Origin of the sequence: Streptomyces sp. NPDC015532 (genome assembly GCF_043078065.1) — a bacterium.
In the GTDB taxonomy this organism is placed as follows: Bacteria; Actinomycetota; Actinomycetes; order Streptomycetales; family Streptomycetaceae; genus Streptomyces.
In genome coordinates this window covers 93,110-113,762 of the sequence record NZ_JBIBSY010000019.1, presented here as the reverse complement: position 1 = coordinate 113,762, position 20,653 = coordinate 93,110, and the positions used below count along the sequence as shown (strand labels likewise).

Genomic DNA, 20,653 nt, shown 5'->3' with positions numbered 1-20,653 from the left:
CCGGGGTTACTCCGCCGCTCGCAGGTCGAGACCGATGTCGAGGATCGGGGAGGAGTGCGTGAGCGCGCCCACCGCGAGGAAGTCGACGCCCGTCTTCGCGTAGGCCCCGGCGGTGGCGAGGGTGAGCCGGCCGGACGCCTCCAGCAGGGCACGGCCCGCGACCAGGGCGACCGCCTCCTCGCACTCCGCGGGCGTGAAGTTGTCCAGCAGGATCAGGTCGGCGCCCGCGTCGACGACGTCGCGGAGCTGGTCCAGGGTGTCGACCTCGACCTCGACGGGCACCTCCGGGAACATCTCCCGTACGGCCTTGAAGGCCTCGGCCACACCGCCGGCGGCGACCACGTGGTTGTCCTTGACGAGTGCCGCGTCGGACAGCGACATGCGGTGGTTGACCCCGCCGCCGCAGCGCACCGCGAACTTCTCCAGGGAGCGCAGGCCCGGCGTGGTCTTGCGGGTGTCCCGCACCTTCGCCTCGGTGCCCTCCAGGGCGTCCGCCCACGCGCGCGTGGCGGTCGCGATGCCGGACAGACGGCACAGGAGGTTGAGGGCGCTGCGTTCGGCCGTCAGCAGGTCGCGGGTGCGCGTGGTGACACTCAGCAGCTTCTGGCCGGCCTCGACGCTGTCGCCGTCCTCGACGTGCCGCTCGACCTCGAACTCGTCGGTGCAGACCACGGACAGGACGGCCTCGGCGACGCGCAGGCCCGCGACGACGCCCGCGTCCCGGGCGGTGAAGTCCGCGGTGGAGACCGCGTCCTCGGGGATGGTCGCGACCGTCGTCACGTCCACGCCGTGGTCGAGGTCCTCCTGGATCGCCACGTTCGCGATGTCCTCGACCTCCAGGGGGTCGAGTCCGGCGTCGGCGAGGAGCTGGGCCAGAGCGGGATCGAGGCCGCACTCCATGTACGCCTCGTCCATGTCTGCGCCACAGCCGCAGCCGTCGCCGCAGCCGCCGCTCTCGGCGAGGGGAAGGTCGTGGGTGCTCACTTCGGTCACTGCTCCTGGGGACGGGACGGGGGCGCCGGGTGGGGCTGCCGGGATGTCGGGGGGAAGTCTGCGGTATCGGTGGTGCCGACGGCGAGCGTCCGGTCGGGATTCAGCCGTACGACGATGTGGCGGCGCCACTGGTCGTCGTCGCGGTCGGCGTGGTCCTCCCGCCAGTGGCAGCCCCGGGTCTCCTCGCGCAGCAGGGCGGCGGCGACCAGGACACGGGCCACGCACATGAGGTTGGTGGCCTCCCAGGTGTCGACGCCGGGCTCGGAGGTCTTGCCGTTCTCGTCGAGGGCGTCCCGCGCGTCGGTGTGCAGCCGCTGGAGCTGCTCGGCCGCGGTCCGAAGGGACGCGGCGGAGCGCAGTACGCCGGCGCCGCCCGTCATGATCCGCTGGATCGCGAAACGGGTCTCGGGGGCGAGCAGCGGGTGCGCGGGCGTCTCGGGGCGCGGCACCGGCTGGGGCACGCGCGCGCGCAGACCGTCCTCGGCGTGGCTCGCCGCGATGTCCGCGGCGATCCGCTCGGCGTAGACGAGGCCTTCCAGAAGGGAGTTGGAGGCGAGCCGGTTGGCGCCGTGGACGCCCGTGCAGGCGACCTCTCCGCACGCGTACAGGCCGGGGACCGTGGTGCGGCCCCGGGCGTCGGTACGTACGCCGCCGGAGGCGTAGTGGGCGGCCGGGGCGACCGGGACGGGCTCGGTCACCGGGTCGATGCCGTTGACGCGGCAGGCGGCGAGGATCGTGGGGAAGCGGTGCTCCCACATGGCGGCGCCGAAGTGCCGGGCGTCGAGGAACATGTGCTCGGCGTCCTGCTCCTGCATGCGGCGCATGATGCCCTTGGCGACGATGTCCCGGGGCGCCAGTTCGGCCAGCTCGTGCTGTCCCACCATGAAGCGCACGCCGTCCGCGTCGACCAGGTGGGCGCCCTCCCCCCGTACCGCCTCGGAGACCAGCGGCTGCTGGCCCTCCGCGTCGGCTCCGAGGAAGAGCACGGTCGGGTGGAACTGGACGAATTCGAGGTCGGAGACCTCGGCGCCCGCGCGCAGTGCGAGGGCCACGCCGTCGCCCGTGGAGACGGACGGGTTGGTGGTCGCGGAGTAGACCTGGCCCATGCCGCCGGTCGCGAGGACCACGGCGGGGGCGTGGACGGCGCCCACACCGTCGTGCTGGCCCTCTCCCATCACGTGCAGGGTCACGCCCGCGGTGCGGCCCTCGGCGTCCGTGAGGAGGTCCAGGACGAGCGCGTTCTCGACCGTGCGCAGGCCGCGCGCGCGGACCGCCTCGACCAGGGCCCGGGAGATCTCGGCGCCCGTCGCGTCGCCGCCCGCGTGCGCGATGCGGCGACGGTGGTGGCCGCCTTCACGGGTGAGTTCGAGGCGGCCCTCGGAGGACTCGTCGAAGTGGGCGCCGGTCGCGATGAGCCGCCGCACCGCGTCGGGGCCCTCGGTGACGAGGATGCGCACGGCCTCCTCGTCGCACAGGCCCGCGCCCGCGACCAGGGTGTCGTCGAGGTGCTGCTCGGGGGTGTCGCCCTCGCCGAGGGCGGCGGCGATGCCGCCCTGCGCCCAGCGGGTGGAGCCGTCGTCCAGGCGGGCCTTGGTGACGACGACGGTCCGCAGCCCCGCGGCCTCGCAGCGCAGCGCGGCGGTGAGCCCGGCGACGCCGGAGCCGACGACGACGACGTCCGCGGTCAGGGCCCAGCCCGGGGCGGGCGCGTGCAGGCGTATGCCGGTGCCAGTGGCGGTCTCTGAACCTGTGCCTTTGCCGGTCACGAGGCGGCTCCGAAGGTGAGGGGAATGTTGTCGATCAGGCGGGTCGTGCCGACCCGGGCGGCGACGGCGAGGACCGCCTCGCCGGTGAAGTCGTCCGGGACCTCCGTGAAGTCGTCCGGGTCGACGAGCGCGAGATAGTCCAGGACCAGCGGGGGCCGCAGGCGGGCCGCCTCGTCGAGGACCAGCCGGGCGGCCGAGCGGACCCCGCCGGGCCAGCCGGGGACGGCCTTGGCGACGGCGTGCGCGTCGGCAGCGGCCCGGGACTCGCCCAGGGCGCTGAGGGCCTCGGCGCGCTCGCGCGTGGCGGGCACCTCCAGGGCCCGCGCGCGCAGCGCCTCCTGGGCGGCGTGCCGGTCACGACCCGCGAACAGGGCCTGAGACAGGGCGAGCGCGGTGCGCCGCTCCTCGGCCGAGAGGTAGCGGTTGCGGCTGGAGAGGGCGAGCCCGTCCTCCTCGCGCACGGTGGGGACGCCGGTGATCTCCACGCCGAAGTTCAGGTCGCGTGCCATGCGCCGGATCAGGGCGAGCTGCTGGGCGTCCTTCTGGCCGAACAGGGCCACGTCGGGCCGGGTCAGGTGCAGCAGCTTGGCGACGACGGTGAGCATGCCGTCGAAGTGACCGGGGCGCACGGAGCCTTCCAGGCGCTCCCCCATCGGGCCCGCGGAGATCCGGACCTGGGGCTCGCCCCCGGGGTAGACCTCCTCGACGGAGGGCGCGAACACGACGTCCGCGCCCGCCTGTTCGGCGATCTTCAGGTCGGCGTCGAGCGTGCGCGGGTAGCGGTCGAGGTCCTCGCCCTGCCCGAACTGGAGAGGGTTCACGAAGACGGTGACGACCACCTCGCCCCCGTCACCCGCGATCTCACGGGCGGTGCGGATCAAGGTGGCGTGGCCCTCGTGGAGGGCGCCCATGGTCATCACGACGGCTCTGCGGCCGGTCCGGGCCCGCGCGGACAGTTCGTCGGCGGTGCGCAGCAGGGCGGTGGTCATCGGGTGTCTCCCTCGGTCCCCTGGGTCGCGTCCGTCCCGGCGGCGAGTACCCCCAGGAGGTCCTCGGCGAGTTCCGGCTTGAGCAGTCCGTGGGCGAGCGCGCGGTCGGCGGTCGCGCGGGCCATCGCCAGATACCCGGCGACGGTCCCCGGGGCGTGCCGGCGCAGTTCGGCGACGTGCGCGGCGACCGTGCCCGCGTCCCCGCGCGCGACGGGTCCGGTCAGGGCCGCGTCGCCCGACCTGAGCGCGTTGTCCAGAGCGGCGCCGAGGAGCGGGCCGAGCATGCGGTCGGGGGCCGCGACACCGGCGGTGCGCAGCAGTTCCATCGATTCGGCGACCAGGGTCACCAGGTGGTTGGCGCCGAGCGCGAGGGCCGCGTGGTAGAGCGGCCGGGACTCCTCGGCGATCCACTCGGGCTCGCCGCCCATCTCGATCACGAGGGCCTCGGCCGCCAGTCGGAGCTGCTCGGGGGCGGTGACCCCGAAGGAGCATCCGGCGAGCCGCTGGACGTCCACGGCGGTGCCGGTGAACGTCATCGCGGGGTGCAGGGCGAGCGGCAGCGCGCCCGCCCTGAGGGCCGGGTCGAGCACGCGCGAGCCGTACCGTCCCGAGGTGTGCACCAGGAGCTGTCCGGGCCGGACGGCGCCCGTCTCGGCGAGTCCCTCGACGAGCCCGGGGAGCGCGTCGTCGGGAACGGTCAGCAGCACGAGGTCGGCGCGCTCCATGACCTCGGCCGGGGACACCAGCGGAACGTCGGGCAGGAGCTGCGCGGCACGCCGCCTGGAGGCGTCGGAGACGCCGGAGACGGCCACCGGGCGGTGTCCGGCGAGCTGGAGCGCGGCGGCGAGCGCGGGTCCGACACGGCCGGCGCCGACGACGCCGACGGTCAGCCGCGCGGGGCGGTCCTTGGGCTCTGGCTGGGGATACGTACTCACGCGAGGGCGGCCTTCCGTTCCAGTCCGCTCGGGGTACCGGACGATTTCTCGTCATGTTAACGCGATTGGTCAAAGGGCTGTTCGGCCATCCACAGGCTGTGGGTTTCCGCCGGCCGCGGGAACAGCGCGCGCTCCGACGGGTGAACGGCGTTTGCGCAGGTCACCGTCGCGTGGAATTCGGGGTGCCCGTGAGGCCCGGCTCGGGACATGATCCTGGGATGAGCGATACGGCGGCAGGAAGCGGTGCGGAACCCGCGGAGCGGGTCGGTACGGAGCCCACGGAGCGGGGCGGGAAGGAGACGTCGGGGCTGTCTCCCGAGGAGCAGTTCGAGCGGCGCGTGGTCGCCTGGAGGGCGGCCGGACGGGTGCTGTGGCGGCCCGGCTATCAGCTGTCGCTCCGCGAGCGCCTGGCCTGGCTGAGCGAGGGCGCCGGTGAGGTGTGCGACCTGGACGAGCGGGTCGACATGTACGGCAACGGCCTCGTCGAGACCCTGGAGGAGCGGGTCGCCGCGCTCCTGGGCACGGAGGCGGCGGTCTTCTTCCCGACCGGGACCATGGCGCAGCAGGTCGTCCTGCGCTGCTGGGCGGGCCGGACCGGCGACGCGACCGTGGCCCTGCACGGGCTCAGTCACCCCGAAGTCCATGAACGGCAGGCATTCAGCCAGGTCAGCGGCCTGCGCCCGGTCCGTCTGACGAACGAGCCCCGGATGCCGACCGCCGAGGAGGTACGGGACTTCCCCGAGCCGTTCGGCGCGCTGCTGCTGGAGCTGCCGCTGCGGGACGCCGGGTTCGTCCTGCCCTCCTGGGAGGAGCTCACCGAGGTCGTGGAGGCGGCCCGGGAGCGGGACGCGGTGGTCCACATCGACGGGGCCCGGCTGTGGGAGTGCGCCCCGCACTTCGGCCGCCCCCTGGAGGAGATCGCCGGACTCGCGGACAGCGTGTACGTCTCGTTCTACAAGTCGCTCGGCGGCTTCGGCGGTGCCGCCGTCGCGGGGCCGAAGACGCTCGTGGACGAGGCGAAGACCTGGCGGCACCGGTACGGCGGCATGATCATCCAGCAGTTCCCGACCGTCCTGTCGGCACTGATCGGCCTGGATCGGGAGCTGCCCCGGCTGCCGGAGTACGTCGCCCACGCGCGCGTGGTGGCCGGCGCCCTGCGCGAGGGTTTCGCCGAGGCCGGGGTCCCCTGGGCCCGCGTCCACCCGGAGGAGCCGCACACCCACCAGTTCCAGGTCTGGCTGCCGTACGAACCGGACGTCCTCGGGGACGCGGCGCTGCGGCAGGTCGAGGAGACGGGCACGGGCCTGTTCGCCCAGGGCTGGAACCGGGGCGGCCCGGGACTGGCGTACACCGAGATCACGGTGGCCGAACCGGGTCTGGAGTGGACGGCGGACGACGTGAGGGCGGCGGTCCGGACGTTCGTGGACAGACTGCCGGACCGGAACGCCTCGTAGTCCGGGGCCGCGAGCGGTCTCTGGTAGGACGGGGGCCCGAGCGGTCTCTCGTAGGACGGAAGACCGAGCGGTCACGGCACGGGGTCCCGGGGGCGGGGCGGGTCTCAGCGGACCGGCCGGCCCGGCCCGCCGTGCAGCCACCGGCCCAGGGCCCCGCGCAGCCGGCCACGGGCCGGATGTCCGGCCACGACGGCCCGGAACCGCCGGTAGTCGCGCAGCTCCCGCGCGACCTCCCGGTCGTGGCTGCCGGGTGCCGGTGGAGAGGCCTCCCCGTGCTGCGAGGCCCGGTAGCTGTCCAGGAGGTACTGCTGGGTGATGCTCATGACCGATCGCCTCTCGGGACGAGGGATGGGATCCGAAGGCCCCGCGCGAACTGCCCCGGTCGTCCCAGGCTGCGCCTGATCACAGCGGCTGTCGCTCCGATTGACGGCCGTCGTCAATCGACGGCGGTCCGTTGTCGGTGGCGGGGTGCACCATGGGGACATGAGCGTGCACATCGACATCCGCGGCCTCCGGCCGGAGCGGGTCGCCGTCGTGCCCTCGCCGCTGGCCGAGCTCGGGATGGCGCTGCACGCTCTGGCCGAGCCGGGACACCACCCCGGGCTCCAGGGCTGGGCGACCGGGGTCACCGCCGGGCTCGATCCCCATCTCGCGGACCGGATGTGCGAGGCGGACTTCCTGTGGCGGACGACGTTCTCGGACCTGTTCCTGCCGTGCGCGGGTGTCCCGGGCGGGGTCTCGGTGCCGGGCGCGACGCTCGCCGAGGACCTGGACCTGCTGGACAAGCTCACCGACGAGCAGTTCGTGGACGCGGCCCTGGAGTTCACCTGCGCGCTCGCGTACGGCTCCGAGGGGCCGCACGCTCTCTCCGATCCCGAGGTGCAGCGGCGGGCCGTGGATCTGGCCGCCTCACGGGGGCCGCAGCAGACGCGGTTCACCGAGCGGCTGCTGGTGGACCCACCGGGCGTGCGGGCGTGGCTGCGGCAGTTCCTGGAGGACTGCGACGAGGCCTTCTTCGCCGAGACCTGGTCCCGGCTGCGCCACCCGCTGGCCGCGGAGGCCCGGCACAAGACGGATCTGCTCCGGCACAAGGGCCTGTCCGAGGCGCTGACCTCCGTCTCCTCCGCGCTGTCCCTGGACGAGACGGTGCGGATCATCACCGTCGACAAGCTGACCGAGGGGAGCACGGTGGTCACGGCGGACGGCGGTCTGCTGCTGGTCCCCACCAGTCTCGGCCGTCCGCACCTGATGGTGCTGCACCGCTATCGGTGGCAGCCGGTGCTGCACTACCCCGTCAGTTCCCCCGAGCTCTCCGCCCCGCCCTCCGTCGAGCAGCTGACCCTGCGGATGACCGCCCTGTCCCACCCGGTCCGGATGCGCATCTGCCGTCATCTGGCACGCAGCGCGTACACCACCGGCGAGCTCGCCCAGGTGCACGGCATGACCGCGCCGGAGATATCCCGGCACCTGGGCGTGCTCAAGAAGGCGGGCCTGATCACCACGCGGCGCCGCGGCCGCTATGTGCTGCACCAGCTCGACGTCGGCGTGGTGGCCCGCCTGGGCAGCGATTTCCTGGAGGGGATCCTGCGCTGAGCCCCTCAGCGGCCCGGGTCCGGTGGGTGGGTCGGGGCCGTGCCGGTGCATCAGCCCGTCGCCGTCGGACGGAGATGTGACCGTCGGTGGCGACGGGCGTCGAGGTGCCGGCACGGCCCCGACGGCGCGTTCCCGGCTGCGGAATGCGGGATCCAGACGGTCACAGCCCCGGCCGGGGAAAGTTTCAGCCCCTCCGGCGTTTGGGGAGCGGGGTCCGGGGCGGAGCCCCAGGGGTGGGTCGGGGGGGCGGAAATCCGCGGCCGACTCGGGCAGAAACCCGGGCGGGGTCAGTCGAGGCGGATGTGGCGCAGGCTCGTGCGTGCCCGCCGCAGGCGCCCGCGCAGCACCCCGTCGCGGTTCGGCGTGAGCGTCAGCCCGGCGAGGACGGCGATCCGGTCGGCGGTCCTGGCGACCGTCGTCCGGTCGGTCCACAGATGCTCGGCGAACTCCGGCTCGCGCAGCCGCTCCAGACAGTGGTCGAGCTGCCCCACGGCCCAACTCTCGCGCCGCAGGGGGGCGTCCTTCCCGGCGACGCGGGCGACAAGGCGCCCGAAGCCGCGTTCGCGCAGCCGCCGAAGGACGGTCTCACGCTCGGCCAGCAGCGTGAAGTGCCGTACGTCGTGGCCCAGTTCACGCAGCCGCCCGACCGTCTCCGCGAAGTGCGCGGGGTTCGTGACCGTCATGGGGGCGATGACCACACCGTCCCGTTGGCCGAGCGCGAGGTCGAGCACCTCGACCACACCCTGCCGCCAGGACACCAGATCCTGGAAATCGCCGCGGAGTTCGGGCGGAAGCATGCGGCGCAGGCCGAAACCGGCGTGTTCCGGATCGCAGATGACGCTGCCCGGCAGCCTGCGCCGGATCTCGTGCGCGGTCTGTGTCTTGCCGCCCCCGAAGGGCCCGTTGATCCACAGGAGCATGCGCCGACCCTAGTGCACGCCGGTCACGTCCCGGTCACGCGAAGGCCGGGCCGGAGGGACACCGCGCCCCGCCCCGGGCACGGCTCGTACGGCGCCGGCCGCGGGGTGGGTGGGCGTCCGGGCGTCAGCCGAGCCCGCCCGCCCTGACGAGCCCCGTCTCGTAGGCGAGGACGACCACCTGGACCCGGTCACGCAGGCCGAGCTTGGTGAGGATGCGCCCGACGTGGGTCTTCACGGTGGCCTCCGAGAGGACCAGCCGGGCCGCGATCTCGCCGTTGGACAGACCCTGCGCGACCAGGATCATGACCTCGCGCTCGCGCTCGGTGAGCCGCTCCAGACCCTTGTGCCGCGGCTCCTTGCCGGCGTTGGGCAGCAGCGGCGCGAACCGGTCGAGCAGGCGCCGGGTGGTGGACGGCGCGACCACGGCGTCGCCGCTGTGCACGGAACGGATGGCGGCGAGCAGCTCTCCCGGGGGCACGTCCTTGAGCATGAAGCCGGAGGCGCCGGCCTTCAGTCCGGAGAACGCGTACTCGTCGAGGTCGAAGGTGGTGAGGATCAGGACCTTCGGCGGGTTCGGGTCCGAGCAGATGCGGCGGGTGGTCTCCACGCCGTCGAGCTTCGGCATGCGCACGTCCATCAGGACCACGTCGACCTCGGTGGCGCTCAGCACCTGGAGGGCCTCGACGCCGTCGCCCGCCTCGGCCACGACCTCCATGTCCGGCTGGGCGGCGAGCACCATCCGGAAGCCGGTGCGCAGCAGCACCTGGTCGTCGACGAGCATCACGCGGATCGCCATCGGGGGCCTTTCACTTCGTCGGGCCGGTCGTCGGGACCGGTGTGTACAGGTGTCAGTGGGCCGCTTTGAGCGGCAGCAGGGCGCTGATGCGAAAACCCCCGCCGGGCCGCGGCCCGGCGTCCAGGGTGCCGCCGACCATGCCGACACGCTCCCGCATGCCGATCAGGCCGTGGCCCTGCCCGTCGGCGCCGCCCTCCTCGTACAGCTCGTGGGGGGCGCCCTTGCCGTCGTCCTCGACGAGCAGGCCGAGACCGTCGTCGAAGTAGACCAGACGAACGCTGGCGCCCGCGTTCGGGCCTCCGTGCTTGCGGGTGTTGGTCAGCGCCTCCTGGACGATGCGGTACGCCGTGAGCTCCACACCGCTGGGCAGCGGGCGCGGGGTGCCCTCCACCTTGAAGTCGACGGGCAGGCCCGAGGTGCGGCACTGCTCGATGAGGTCGTCGAGCTGCTCGACGTCGGGCTGCGGCACGTACTCGCCGCCCTCCTGGTGCTCGCCGGTGCGCAGGACGCCGAGCAGCCGGCGCATCTCGGCGAGGGCCTGCCTGCCGGTGCCCGAGATGGTCTCCAGCGCCTTCCTGGCCTGCTCGGGGGCGGCGTCCATGACGTACGCGGCGCCGTCGGCCTGAACCACCATCACCGAGACGTTGTGCGCGACGACGTCGTGCAGCTCGCGCGCGATCCGGGCGCGTTCGGCGGCGACCGCGACCTTGGCCTGCGCCTCGCGCTCCTTCTCCAGACGGGCGGCTCGTTCCTCCAGCTGCGCGAGGTAGGCGCGGCGGGTGCGGATCGAGTCGCCGAGCACCCAGGCGAGCGCGAACGGGACCGTCTGGAAGATCGCTATGAAGACACCGCCCGGCCCGCTGGCCTCGGTGGGCCAGCGGAGCTGCGCGAGCGTGCCCGCGCACAGGCCGCCGATCAGCGCAAGCCGGGAGGCCCAGCCGGCACCGTCCGCGGCGACGGTGTAGATGATCACCAGCATCGCGAAGTCCTCGGGCGCCGACGGGACGTCCAGGACCAGCTGTGCGAGGCCCGCCGCCACGGCCAGCACCAGCATCTTCTCGGGCATGCGGCGGCGCAGCGCGACGACCGCGCTCAGCGCGACGGCGATCGGGAGCGCCGTGGCGGTCGACGACGGACCCGTCGCGGCGCCGTTGACATTGCTGATGCTGACCCAGGAGATCCCGAGCAGGGCGACGGCCCAGAAGCTGTCGACCCATGTCGGGTACCTGCGGAGAAGGTCATAGAGGCGCTGCACGTAACCCAGAGTAGGGAGGCGCGCGGTGTGCCCGGGTCAACCGGAGGACCGATCCGGGGCCGCCCCTCGTACTCCCCAAGGTGGATGTCCCCCACTCCGGGACGCTCAAAAGGTGCCTTCCGCACCGGTCCGGACCGGGCGGCCCGGCCCGCACCGGTGGGACCGCCCTTAGCCTGGCCCCGTGGAACGTGCGGCGGCGGATGAGTGGCGTGGGTGGCGCGAGGCGACGGAGGAGGCGCTGTACGGCCCGGGGGGCTTCTATCTCCGGCCCGAGGGACCGGCGGGGCATTTCCGGACCTCGGTGCACGCCTCCCCGCTGTTCGCGGGTGCCGTGGCGCGCCTGCTGTGCCGCCTCGACGCGGCCCTCGGCCACCCGGATCCGCTGGCCTTCGTCGACATGGCCGCCGGACGCGGCGAGCTGGTGACCGGGGTCCTCGCCGCCCTCCCCGCCGACGTGGCCGGCCGTGTGCGCGCGTACGCCGTCGAGCGGGCGGAGAGGCCGGCCGGCCTCGACGGGCGCATCACGTGGCTCACCGAGCCGCCGCGCGGGATCACCGGGCTGCTGTTCGCCAACGAGTGGCTGGACAACGTGCCCGTGGACGTCGCCGAGGCAGGGCCCGACCGGGTGCCGCGGCGGGTCCTCGTCCGCGGCGACGGAACCGAACGTCTCGGGGAGCCGGTCACCGGGGAGGACGCCCGGTGGCTGCGGGACTGGTGGTGGCCGGCGGCCGGAGACCGGCCCGCGCCGGGAGCGCGGCCGGACCCCGGACCCGCACAGGAAGCACCCCGAACACCGGGGGCGGGCGGCTCTCCCGAGGCGCCCCTCGCACCCGCCGAGGGCGCCCGTGCCGAGATCGGGCTCCCCCGGGACCTCGCCTGGGCCTCCGCCGTGTCCGCGCTCGACCGGGGTCTCGCCGTCGCCGTCGACTACGCGCACGTCGTGGGCGGACGGCCGCCCTTCGGGACACTCACCGGCTTCCGGGAGGGACGCGAGACGGCACCGGTGCCGGACGGCTCGTGCGACATCACCGCGCATGTGGCGCTCGACGCGTGCGCGCTGCCCGGGGGCCGCGTGGTGACCCAGCGCGCGGCGCTGCGCGCGCTGGGCGTGAGCGGCGCCCGCCCCCCGCTCGCCCTGGCGACGACGGACCCGGCCGCCTATGTGCGCGCCCTCGCGGGTGCCGGACAGGCGGCGGAACTCACCGCGCCGGGCGGGCTGGGCGACTTCGGCTGGCTGCTCCAGCCCGTCGGCTTCCCCGACGGGTTCCCGGACTCCCCCGACGCCGGCCCGCGCGACGCCCTGCTGGTCGACGCCCTACTTGTCGACGCCCTACTTGTCGATGTCCCCGACCACGAAGAACAGTGACCCCAGGATCGCCACCATGTCGGCGACCAGCGTCCCGGGCAGCAGTTCGGTGAGCGCCTGGATGTTGTTGAAGGACGCGGAGCGCAGCTTCAGCCGGTACGGGGTCTTCTCGCCCTTGCTGACGAGGTAGTAGCCGTTGATGCCGAGGGGGTTCTCGGTCCAGGCGTACGTGTGTCCCTCGGGCGCCTTCAGGACCTTCGGCAGACGCTGGTTGACCGGGCCGGGCGGCAGCTCGGCCAGCCGGTCGAGACAGGCGTCCGCGAGGTCCAGGGAGTTGTGCGTCTGCTCCAGGAGACACTCGAAGCGGGCCAGGCAGTCGCCCTCCTCGCGTGTGACGACCTTCAGGGTGTCCTGGAGCTCCCCGTACGCGAGGTAGGGCTCGTCGCGGCGCAGGTCGAAGTCGACGCCGGAGGCCCGCGCGATGGGACCGCTCACGCCGTACGCGTGCACGGCCTCCGGCGCGAGGACGCCCACATCGCGGGTACGCCCCCGGAAGATCTCGTTGCCGAGCACCAGGTCGTCGTACACGCCCATCCGCGTGCGCAGAGCGGCGACACAGGCACGCGCGCGGGTGGCCCATCCGGCCGGAAGGTCCTCCTTGAGTCCGCCGACGCGGTTGAACATGTAGTGCATGCGCCCGCCGGAGATCTCCTCCATGACGTGCTGGAGCTCCTCGCGCTCCGTGAAGGCGTAGAAGATCGGGGTGATCCCGCCCAGCTCCAGGGGATAGGAGCCGAGGAACATCAGGTGGTTGAGGACCCGGTTGAGTTCCGCGAGGAGCGTGCGCATCCACACCGCGCGCGCGGGGACCTCCATGCCGAGCATCCGCTCCACGGCGAGGACGACGCCCAGCTCGTTCGAGAAGGCCGACAGCCAGTCGTGGCGGTTGGCGAGCATGATGATCTGGCGGTAGTCGCGCGCCTCGAAGAGCTTCTCGGCGCCGCGGTGCATGTAGCCGATGACCGGCTCCGCGTGCTGGATCCGCTCACCGTCGAGCACGAGCCGCAGGCGCAGCACGCCATGGGTCGAGGGGTGCTGGGGGCCGATGTTGAGCACCATGTCGGTGCTCTCGGCAGCGCCGCCGATGCCGACCATGGTCTCCGTCGTGGGAGTCATGGCCACAGTCTCTCGTACGTACGCTTGCTCCATGGAGACGGGGAGCGCGCGGATCGAGGAGAGCGCGCCGGGGGAGCCGGTCTGGGCCGGACTGCCTCCGGGGCTGCTGCGCATGCGAAGGCTGTTGCTGGTGGTGTGGCTGGGACTCCTGACGATCGCCGTCGGCCTGCTCCTCGCCCTGTTCGCCGGTCCGGGCTGGGCGGCCTTCGCCCTGCTGCCGCTCGCCCTCACCGCCTGGGGCTGGCACATGCTGGGGCGCAACTGGCGCTCCTGGCGGTACGCGGAACGCGCGGACGACCTGCTGATCAGCCGGGGGGTGCTGTGGCGTGAGGAGACCGTGGTGCCGTACGGGCGCATGCAGCTCGTCGAGGTGACCTCCGGGCCCCTGGAACGCCACTTCGGGCTCGCCAGCGTGCAGCTGCACACCGCCGCCGCGGCCACCGACGCGTGCATCCCGGGTCTCGACCCGGCCGAGGCCGAGCGGCTGCGCGACCGGCTGACCGAACTGGGCGAGGCACGATCGGCGGGCCTGTGAGCACGGCCTCCCCGGACCCCTCGGGGCACCCGTCCGCCGTGCCCGGCGCCCTCCCCGGCGCCGGGGCCGTGCCGGGCGACGAGGGTTCCGTACCGGCGGAGAGGCCGCTGTCCGAGCGGCGGTTGCACCCCGTGACGCCGTTCCGGCGAGCCTGGGCGCCGGTGGCCGTCCTCGCCGGCTGGGCCGTCCACGACCCGGGCCAGGCACAGGAGCAGCTCGCCCGGCTCACGACGACCGTGCTGCTCCTGGCTCTCGCCGTGATCGTCCCGGGCGCCGCCCTCTACGGCTTCGTGAGCTGGTGGTTCACGCATTTCGCGGTGACCGACACCGAGCTGCGCATCCGTACCGGCCTGTTGTTCCGCCGCACCGCGCACATCCGGCTCGAACGGCTCCAGGCCGTCGACATCACCCAGCCGCTGCTGGCCCGCGTCGCGGGTGTCGCCAAGCTGAAGCTCGATGTCGTCGGGACCGACAAGAAGGACGAGCTGGCCTATCTGGGCGAGGGCGAGGCCCGCAGGCTGCGTGCCGAACTCCTCGCCCGGGCCGCCGGGTTCGCGCCCGAGTCCGCCCGCGAGGTCGGCGAGGCGCCGGTCCGGCGGCTGCTGCACGTCCCGCCCGGCGTCCTCGCCGCCTCCCTGCTGCTCACCGGTGCCACCTGGGCCTCCCTGGCCGCCGCGATCGTCGTGCCCACGCTGCTGTGGTTCGCCACGCACAGCGTGTGGACGGTCCTCGCGACCGGACTGCCCCTGCTCGGCGCGGCGGGCGCGAGCAGCGTCGGGCGGTTCGTCGCCGAGTACGACTGGACGGTGGGCGAGTCGCCCGACGGCCTGCGCATCGATCACGGGCTCCTGGACCGGACGCACGAGACCGTGCCGCCCGGACGCGTGCAGACCGTACGGATCGTCGAACCCCTGCTGTGGCGCGGCAGATGGGTGCGGGTCGAGCTGGACGTGGCCGGGTCCTCGAACTCGGTCCTCGTGCCCGTCGCCCCGCGCGAGGTCGCCGACGCCGTGATCGCCGCCGTGCTGCCCGGTGTGACGGTCCCCGCGTCGCTGGACCGGCCGCCGCGGCGGGCCGGCTGGTGCGCGCCGTTCTGGTGGTGCGGATACGGGCTCGCCGTCACCGGCACCGTGTTCGCCGCGCGCCGCGGGCTGTTGCGGCGCCGCCTCTCCCTCGTCCCGCACGCCAAGGCGCAGAGCGTCCGGCTGACACAGGGGCCTTGGGAGCGCTTCAAGGGGCTCGCCGACGTCCACATCGACGCCGGTGCCGGCAGGACGGTGACGGCGCGGCTGCGGGACGCCACGGAGGCGGCGGAGCTCCTCCAGGCACAGGCGGACCGGTCCCGCACGGGACGGCGGGAAGCCCGGCCGGACCGGTGGATGGCCTGAGGGCCGCCGGGGCGGGGGCGGAGTCGGCACCGGGGGAGGCGGCGGCGCCGGGTGCGGAGCCGGCGTCGGCGGCGGCGCCGGAGTCGGGTGCGGACTCGGCGGCGGCGGAGGCGCCGACGGCGGGTGCGGAGCCGGAGTCGGCGGAAGCGGCGGCGGAGGCGGAGGCGTCGGGTGCGGAGCCGAAGCCGGAGTCGGCACCGGGGGAGGCGCCGGCGGCGGGTGCGGAGGCGGCGGCGGCGTCGTCGGGGCTCCGCCGAGGGAGCGGGAACGGGTGAGGGCAGTGGCGTCACGCCACTGCCCTCACTTCGTCACGCCACCCGGCGGGAGCGTGCGGCTCAGGAAGCCGCGCTCCGCAGCCCGGTCATGTCGATGTGCTCGGTCTCGTCGTGCTCGGTCAGGTCGATGACCTGGCGATCGGCACCGTCCGACGCCTCGCCCGCGGGCTGGGACCCGGACTCGGCCTCGGCCTTGTGCGCGGCGAGCACCTCCTGGCCGACCACGTCGGCGAGGTCCTCGTTCTGCACGGCCTCCATCGCGGAGGCGTCGGACTGCTCCATCTGCGTACCGAAGAAGTCGAACCCTCCCTCGACCGAGGGGCGCCGCACGGGCGCGGTCTGCGGGACGACGGCCACCGCGGTCGGCACGGTGAAGTGCCCCGAGCGCTGGGCCGTCCTGGCGGGCGGAAGCGCCGCCCGCGCCGGCGGTGCCGTCACGGCCCGGCGGGACCTCTCGGGTGCGGCGGCCGGCGACTCTGCCTCGGCGGCCGCGCGCTGGTGCTCGCGGGCCGCCTCGGGCTTCCCCTGCGCCCCACCCGCCTCCGCGACGGAATCCGCGGACGGACCCGTCTCGGTGGCCGGAGCGCTGTGCGGGGCGGCCTCGCCGTGCGCGACCGCGTCCCGCTGGGCCGCCGGGTCCCTGGTCGCGACCAGGTCCTTCGTGACGGCCGCGCCCTTCCGCATCGCCGCGCGCTGCTTCGCCGCCGCGTCCCTCCTGACGGCCGCGTCCAGCGCGGACCCGGCCGGGGCGGGCATGTCGTTCAGGGACCCGGCCGTCGCCGAGCGGGCGTCGGGGACGCTCGCCGGGTCGGTGCCGGGGTCCGTGTCCGGCACCGCGAGGGCCACGGACGTCGAGGCCGTCCCGGTCTCGGCGCGCTCCGCCCCCTGGCCGTCGCCCGCGATCCGGCCCGACGCCGCTCCGCCGCGCAGGAAGAGCGACGACCCGGTCGGGGAGAAGACCTCGGCGGACTCGTCGGTCCCGGCACCGGCCTGCGCCTTCGCGTCCTCGTCGTCCTCCGCGTCCGGGACAACCGTGTCCTCGTCCGGCGCCATGAAGGCCTCGATGGCGTCCGACCCGCTCCCGGGCGCGGACACTCCGTCCCCGGGACCCTCGGACGGTGCCGTCTCCCCGGAGGTCTCGGACCGCTCCGGGCTCTCGGACGCGTCCGCTCCCCCGGTCGTCCCGCCCGTCTCGGACGTGTCCGGCGCGTCCGCCGCTCCGGAGGAGTCCGTGTCGTGGGCCTCCGGCGTGCCGGACGGGTCCTCGGTCTCGATCTCGTCCGGAGCCGTCCGCGCGGCCGGCAGGGCACGGGCCGGCACCGAAGCCTCTATGGCGAGCTGCCGGCGGCCCTCCAGGGCGGTGGCCCGCTCCGTCTCGGCCGTGGCGTACCGGCGCAGCAGCGCCGCGTGCTCGTTGCGCAGGCCGGCCAGCTCGGTGCGCTTGGCGCGCAGCTTCTGCTCCAGCTTGGCGCGCAGTTCGCGCGACTCCTCGAGGTCCGTCTCCAGCTCGGCGACGCGCTCCTCATAGCGCCACTCGTCGCTCGCACGCGCGCGCGTGAGGTCCGCGACGCGTTTGCCCGCCGCGGTGTCCCATTGGCGCAGGACGACCGCGCTGACGACCGCCGTCGCCGCGGCACCCGCGGCCAGGACACGGAGCGCGAACGCGTCCGTGAACAGCCAGGGGCCTATGGCGCAGACGAGCGACACGCCGGCGATCGCCGAAGAAGGCAGCACCCTGTGCAAGGGCGGGGAATGGCGGTGGCGTCCACGTGGCATGGCCAGAAACTTACCGCGCGTAGGCGAATCTTGGTGCCCCGCACGGTAAAAACACAGTCTCCCCGCAGGCTTTGTCCTGTACCAAGCGCCTGCAGGGCACACCGCTTGTCCCACAAAGCCCGTCACGCCCCCGATCGCACCGGCTCCCCGATCAATTCCGCCGACTCCGAACGGTTTCCGAATCGTCATCTCCGGGCGGGGCATTCCCTTCGGGAGCGCCATTTCCCCGGGCCGCTCCCGGCCCCGGCGCGGCACGCGTCAGCGGTCGCTCAGGCGTCCGCTGAGCCACTGAAGGGCACCCGGAATCTCCCGCCGCCAGGTGTTGAAGTTGTGGCCACCGCTGTCGAGGATGATCGACGAGATCCTGGTGGGCTTCTTCGATTTCACGAGGTCTATGAAGTCGAGCGTGGCCTTGTAGTTGGATTCGCCCACCTTGCTGCTCGTGACGAGGAGCGAGGTGTCCGGGGCGGGCATGTTCCTCAGGTACCAGCGCAGATCGGCGCGGTCGCGCAAGGCCTTGTCGCCCCGGAAGAGGTCGCCCGTCGTGCGGTCGATCGGAGCCTTGTAGTACGGCGACAGTCCGGCGCCCGCCGCGTACACCCCCGGGTGGTGGGCGGCGAGTTTCAGCGCGCAGTACCCGCCCGTCGAGTCGCCGATGACGCCCCAGCTCCGGGGCTTCGCGCCCACCCGGTAGTGGGCCGACACGGCGTCGGGGAGGTCCTTGGCGAAGAAGGACTCGGTCTGCGGGCCGCCCGGGATGTCCACGCACTCGGTGTCCCGCGGCGGAGCGACCGTCGGCCGCAGCATCACGAGGATCATCGGCTGGATCCTGCCGCTCCTGACCAAACGATTCGCCGTCTGCGGGAAATGCAGCGCCTTGATGAGCGCCTTGGCCGTGCCGGGATAGCCGGTCAGCACGGTCACCGCCGGGAACGTACGGGTGCGGTAGCGCGGCTGGAAGTACTCCGGCGGCAGATACACGTACGCCGGTGTGGCGATGCGGGTCGTACGGCCGACGATGTCGATCTTCTGGATCTGGCCGCCGCTCCGCGGCCGGGCACCGCCCGAGACGGCCACCTGCTCGGTGTCCACGACCTGGAGGGGGCCGCCGCCCGGACCGCTCGCGCCGTTGTGGTCGACGACCACGCCCTCGCCTCTCTCCCGGCCGAGGAGATCCGCCCAGCTCGCGTAGAACCCGAACGCCTGGTTGGCCGACAGCCCGATCGACGCGAACAGCATCACCTGGGTCGCCAGCAGCAGCCCGACCCGCCCGCTGACGGACCGCCAGGTACGCCTGGCGAGCCGCGGCCACCACCACACCGTGCCGACGAAAAGCAGCACGGCGAGCAGGATCACCAGTACCAGCACCTTGTTGCTCGTGAGACCCATGAGCTGCTCCGCCTGCGCTTTCCGCCCCGGACCGTCCCACCCATTGGCGAGCCCTTGCCCTGGACTTTCCTTGCCTTTTGAACCGGCTTTCCTGAAGGGAGTGAACCTGTCTCCCCAAGACACCGTCCTAGAGGGCGCAATGTCGCCGGATGCCGGAATGGCACCGGATTCAAGGTCTCTCGCAGAACCACGGGATGCGATGTCTGTCAGGATAGATGGGGAATTGTCGGGTGGGGTTCCAGGCCGGACAGGCCGGACACGGCGCGCACTGCGCGGTCCGAGCCCGGAGGCCGTCCCCGCCCTGATCGCCAGGGCCTGCACGCTCGTGGGCATCCTGGACATCGCCGCGGGCGTCTTCCCGCGCTTCCGTCACAGCCGTATGCACGCCCTGGCCGAGGTGCTGCCCGGCTCGTTCGGGCCCTTCGCCGCGGCGCTGTCGCTCAGCGCCGGCGTGCTCCTGCTGCTGCTCGCCCACGGGCTGCGGCGCCGCAAGCGCCGGGCATGGCGCGCCGCGGTCCTGCTGCTGCCCGCGGGTGCCGCCGCGCAGTTCGCGTACCGCCACTCGGTGATCGGCGTCGTCATCTCGGCCGCGCTGCTCGCCCCGCTGCTGCGCCACCGCGACGAGTTCGCCGCGCTGCCCGATCCACGCAGCCGCTGGCGCGCACTCGCCAACTTCGTTCTCATGGGCGCCGGTTCCCTCGTCCTCGGACTCGTCATCGTCAGCGTCCACGAGGACCGCATGATCGGCGACCCGAGCCTGGCCGACCGGATCAGTCACGTCCTGTACGGCCTGGTCGGCTTCGAGGGCCCCGTCGACTACGCGGGACCCACGTCCTGGACCGTCGCCTTCTCCCTCGGCGCGCTCGGCTGGCTCACCGCCGTGACCACCGTCTACTTCGCCTTCCGGCCCGAACACCCCGCCGCCCGCCTCACGGAGGACGACGAGACCCGGCTGCGCGGTCTCCTGGACAGGCACGGCGGCCGCGACTCGCTCGGCCACTTCGCGCTCCGCCGCGACAAGGCGGTCGTCTTCTCGCCCAGCGGCAAGGCGGCGGTCACCTACCGGGTCGTCTCCGGGGTGATGCTCGCCAGCGGTGACCCCATCGGCGACGTGGAGGCCTGGCCCGGCGCGATCGAGCGCTTCATGGACGAGGCCAGGGCGCACTCCTGGACACCCGCCGTCATGGGCTGCTCCGAGACCGGCGGCGAGGTGTGGACCCGCGAGACCGGCCTCGACGCCCTCGAACTCGGGGACGAGGCGGTGGTGGACGTCGCGGATTTCTCCCTGTCCGGGCGCGCGATGCGCAACGTGCGCCAGATGGTCAAACGCATCGAGCGCGCCGGTTACGAGACCCGGGTACGGCGCATCCGTGACCTCGGCGAAGGCGAGCTGGAGCGGATACGGCGCGCGGCGGAGGACTGGCGCGGCACCGACACCGAACGAGGTTTCTCCATGGCACTCGGCCGGATCGGTGACCCGTCCGACGGCGACTGCCTGATCGCCACGGCGCACAAGACCGACGATCCGCCCGGTCCGTACGGCGATCTGAAGGCCGTCCTGCACTTCGTCCCCTGGGGCACGGACGGCGTGTCGCTCGACCTCATGCGCCGCGACCGCGCCGCCGACCCCGGTATGAACGAACTCCTCATCGTGGCGGCGCTCCAGGCGTCCCCCCGCCTCGGCATCGAACGGATCTCGCTCAACTTCGCGATGTTCCGCTCGGCGCTCGCACGCGGCGAGAAGATCGGCGCGGGACCGGTGCTGCGCGCCTGGCGCGGACTGCTCGTGTTCCTGTCCCGCTGGTTCCAGATCGAGTCCCTGTACAAGTTCAACGCCAAGTTCCGCCCGCGCTGGGAGCCGCGCTTCGTGGTCTACGCCGCCTCTCGCGACCTCCCCCGCATCGGACTCGCCGCCATGCGGGCCGAGGGCTTCGTGAACCTCGCCCTGCCCCGGATCCTGCGCCGCCGGGCACCGGCCCCGCGTCCCTGCGCCCACGCGGCGACGGAGCGGGGGATCAGGGCGGCGTAGCCGGGTGCGCACCGCCCGGCCCCGCCCCCGGGACCGGCGGAGGCCCCTGGGCCCGTCAAGGGGCGATGAGGCCTCCCG

General features: G+C 73.6%; 17 protein-coding genes. 6 read left to right on the top strand and 11 right to left on the bottom strand.

Features of this window, described 5'->3' with window-relative positions; all coding sequences use genetic code 11:
- Positions 1-6: 6 nt before the first annotated feature.
- Genes nadC through ACF07B_RS37680 form a run of 4 tightly spaced genes read right to left on the bottom strand, consistent with a single transcriptional unit; the run spans position 7 to position 4,683 of the window.
- Positions 7-984: a carboxylating nicotinate-nucleotide diphosphorylase gene (nadC, locus tag ACF07B_RS37695; RefSeq protein ID WP_392182235.1), complete on the bottom strand. Its 978-nt coding sequence runs from the start codon at positions 982-984 to the stop codon at positions 7-9.
- A gap of 5 nt (positions 985-989) precedes the next feature.
- A complete protein-coding gene (locus tag ACF07B_RS37690; protein WP_392182234.1) occupies positions 990-2,759 on the bottom strand; it encodes an L-aspartate oxidase in 1,770 nt (589 codons plus the stop codon).
- The gene (gene panC, locus ACF07B_RS37685; RefSeq protein WP_392182233.1) at positions 2,756-3,748 is read right to left on the bottom strand and encodes a pantoate--beta-alanine ligase; all 993 of its coding nucleotides are present in this window, start codon (positions 3,746-3,748) and stop codon (positions 2,756-2,758) included. The genes ACF07B_RS37690 and panC overlap by 4 nt, the downstream gene beginning before the upstream one ends.
- On the bottom strand, positions 3,745-4,683 hold the full coding sequence (locus tag ACF07B_RS37680) for a Rossmann-like and DUF2520 domain-containing protein (RefSeq protein ID WP_369484838.1): 939 nt from the start codon (positions 4,681-4,683) through the stop codon (positions 3,745-3,747). Before ACF07B_RS37680 ends, panC begins: the two co-directional genes overlap by 4 nt.
- A gap of 218 nt (positions 4,684-4,901) precedes the next feature.
- On the opposite strand from ACF07B_RS37680, the gene ACF07B_RS37675 reads away from it, so the two are divergent.
- Complete coding sequence (locus ACF07B_RS37675; protein ID WP_392182232.1) at positions 4,902-6,137, top strand: threonine aldolase family protein; 1,236 nt, start codon at positions 4,902-4,904, stop codon at positions 6,135-6,137.
- Between the two features lie 104 nt (positions 6,138-6,241).
- Here the strand turns inward: ACF07B_RS37675 and ACF07B_RS37670 are convergent, their stop codons facing one another.
- A complete protein-coding gene (locus ACF07B_RS37670) occupies positions 6,242-6,460 on the bottom strand; it encodes a hypothetical protein (RefSeq protein ID WP_392182231.1) in 219 nt (72 codons plus the stop codon).
- Between the two features lie 160 nt (positions 6,461-6,620).
- Between ACF07B_RS37670 and ACF07B_RS37665 the strand changes: the two genes are divergently transcribed.
- Positions 6,621-7,730 (top strand): DUF5937 family protein, encoded by a 1,110-nt coding sequence (locus tag ACF07B_RS37665; protein ID WP_392182230.1) that lies wholly within the window; start codon positions 6,621-6,623, stop codon positions 7,728-7,730.
- A 287-nt stretch (positions 7,731-8,017) separates the two neighbouring features.
- Here the strand turns inward: ACF07B_RS37665 and ACF07B_RS37660 are convergent, their stop codons facing one another.
- The 3 genes from ACF07B_RS37660 to ACF07B_RS37650 form a co-directional block, all read right to left on the bottom strand.
- Positions 8,018-8,650, bottom strand: coding sequence for an AAA family ATPase (locus ACF07B_RS37660; RefSeq protein ID WP_384236977.1), 633 nt, complete (start codon positions 8,648-8,650; stop codon positions 8,018-8,020).
- A gap of 124 nt (positions 8,651-8,774) precedes the next feature.
- The gene (locus ACF07B_RS37655) at positions 8,775-9,446 is read right to left on the bottom strand and encodes a response regulator transcription factor (protein WP_351866206.1); all 672 of its coding nucleotides are present in this window, start codon (positions 9,444-9,446) and stop codon (positions 8,775-8,777) included.
- 52 nt (positions 9,447-9,498) lie between these two features.
- Positions 9,499-10,701 (bottom strand): sensor histidine kinase, encoded by a 1,203-nt coding sequence (locus ACF07B_RS37650; RefSeq protein ID WP_369484843.1) that lies wholly within the window; start codon positions 10,699-10,701, stop codon positions 9,499-9,501.
- Positions 10,702-10,882: 181 nt separating this feature from the next.
- Between ACF07B_RS37650 and ACF07B_RS37645 the strand changes: the two genes are divergently transcribed.
- Entirely contained in the window at positions 10,883-12,067 is a 1,185-nt protein-coding gene (locus tag ACF07B_RS37645) for an SAM-dependent methyltransferase (protein ID WP_392182229.1), read from the top strand.
- Here ACF07B_RS37645 and ACF07B_RS37640 read toward each other — a convergent pair.
- Positions 12,032-13,183 carry an NADH-quinone oxidoreductase subunit D gene (locus ACF07B_RS37640; protein ID WP_326786327.1) on the bottom strand — a complete coding sequence of 384 codons (1,152 nt, stop codon included), beginning with the start codon at positions 13,181-13,183 and terminating at the stop codon, positions 12,032-12,034. The genes ACF07B_RS37645 and ACF07B_RS37640 overlap by 36 nt on opposite strands.
- A 31-nt stretch (positions 13,184-13,214) precedes the next feature.
- On the opposite strand from ACF07B_RS37640, the gene ACF07B_RS37635 reads away from it, so the two are divergent.
- Both ACF07B_RS37635 and ACF07B_RS37630 read left to right on the top strand, forming a co-directional pair.
- Positions 13,215-13,718 (top strand): PH domain-containing protein, encoded by a 504-nt coding sequence (locus ACF07B_RS37635; RefSeq protein ID WP_392182228.1) that lies wholly within the window; start codon positions 13,215-13,217, stop codon positions 13,716-13,718.
- Between the two features lie 68 nt (positions 13,719-13,786).
- A complete protein-coding gene (locus ACF07B_RS37630) occupies positions 13,787-15,106 on the top strand; it encodes a PH domain-containing protein (protein ID WP_392182258.1) in 1,320 nt (439 codons plus the stop codon).
- A 335-nt stretch (positions 15,107-15,441) separates the two neighbouring features.
- Here the strand turns inward: ACF07B_RS37630 and ACF07B_RS37625 are convergent, their stop codons facing one another.
- Together ACF07B_RS37625 and ACF07B_RS37620 are read right to left on the bottom strand one after the other, a co-directional pair.
- On the bottom strand, positions 15,442-17,157 hold the full coding sequence (locus tag ACF07B_RS37625; protein ID WP_392182227.1) for a hypothetical protein: 1,716 nt from the start codon (positions 17,155-17,157) through the stop codon (positions 15,442-15,444).
- Positions 17,158-17,415: 258 nt separating this feature from the next.
- Positions 17,416-18,546, bottom strand: coding sequence for an alpha/beta hydrolase (locus ACF07B_RS37620; protein ID WP_392182226.1), 1,131 nt, complete (start codon positions 18,544-18,546; stop codon positions 17,416-17,418).
- Positions 18,547-18,745: 199 nt separating this feature from the next.
- On the opposite strand from ACF07B_RS37620, the gene ACF07B_RS37615 reads away from it, so the two are divergent.
- Positions 18,746-20,575 (top strand): phosphatidylglycerol lysyltransferase domain-containing protein, encoded by a 1,830-nt coding sequence (locus tag ACF07B_RS37615; RefSeq protein WP_384236990.1) that lies wholly within the window; start codon positions 18,746-18,748, stop codon positions 20,573-20,575.
- Positions 20,576-20,653 lie beyond the last annotated feature (78 nt).

Bases quoted from the DNA above. Each gene is read 5' to 3' on its own strand.
- ACF07B_RS37675 (WP_392182232.1), top strand. From the start codon at position 4,902: ATGAGCGATACGGCGGCAGGAAGCGGTGCGGAACCCGCGGAGCGGGTC.
- ACF07B_RS37655 (WP_351866206.1), bottom strand. From the start codon at position 9,446: ATGGCGATCCGCGTGATGCTCGTCGACGACCAGGTGCTGCTGCGCACC.
- ACF07B_RS37625 (WP_392182227.1), bottom strand. From the start codon at position 17,157: ATGCCACGTGGACGCCACCGCCATTCCCCGCCCTTGCACAGGGTGCTG.
- ACF07B_RS37640 (WP_326786327.1), bottom strand. From the start codon at position 13,183: ATGACTCCCACGACGGAGACCATGGTCGGCATCGGCGGCGCTGCCGAG.
- ACF07B_RS37660 (WP_384236977.1), bottom strand. From the start codon at position 8,650: ATGCTCCTGTGGATCAACGGGCCCTTCGGGGGCGGCAAGACACAGACC.
- ACF07B_RS37635 (WP_392182228.1), top strand. From the start codon at position 13,215: ATGGAGACGGGGAGCGCGCGGATCGAGGAGAGCGCGCCGGGGGAGCCG.
- ACF07B_RS37620 (WP_392182226.1), bottom strand. From the start codon at position 18,546: ATGGGTCTCACGAGCAACAAGGTGCTGGTACTGGTGATCCTGCTCGCC.
- ACF07B_RS37615 (WP_384236990.1), top strand. From the start codon at position 18,746: ATGTCTGTCAGGATAGATGGGGAATTGTCGGGTGGGGTTCCAGGCCGG.
- ACF07B_RS37670 (WP_392182231.1), bottom strand. From the start codon at position 6,460: ATGAGCATCACCCAGCAGTACCTCCTGGACAGCTACCGGGCCTCGCAG.
- panC (WP_392182233.1), bottom strand. From the start codon at position 3,748: ATGACCACCGCCCTGCTGCGCACCGCCGACGAACTGTCCGCGCGGGCC.
- ACF07B_RS37665 (WP_392182230.1), top strand. From the start codon at position 6,621: ATGAGCGTGCACATCGACATCCGCGGCCTCCGGCCGGAGCGGGTCGCC.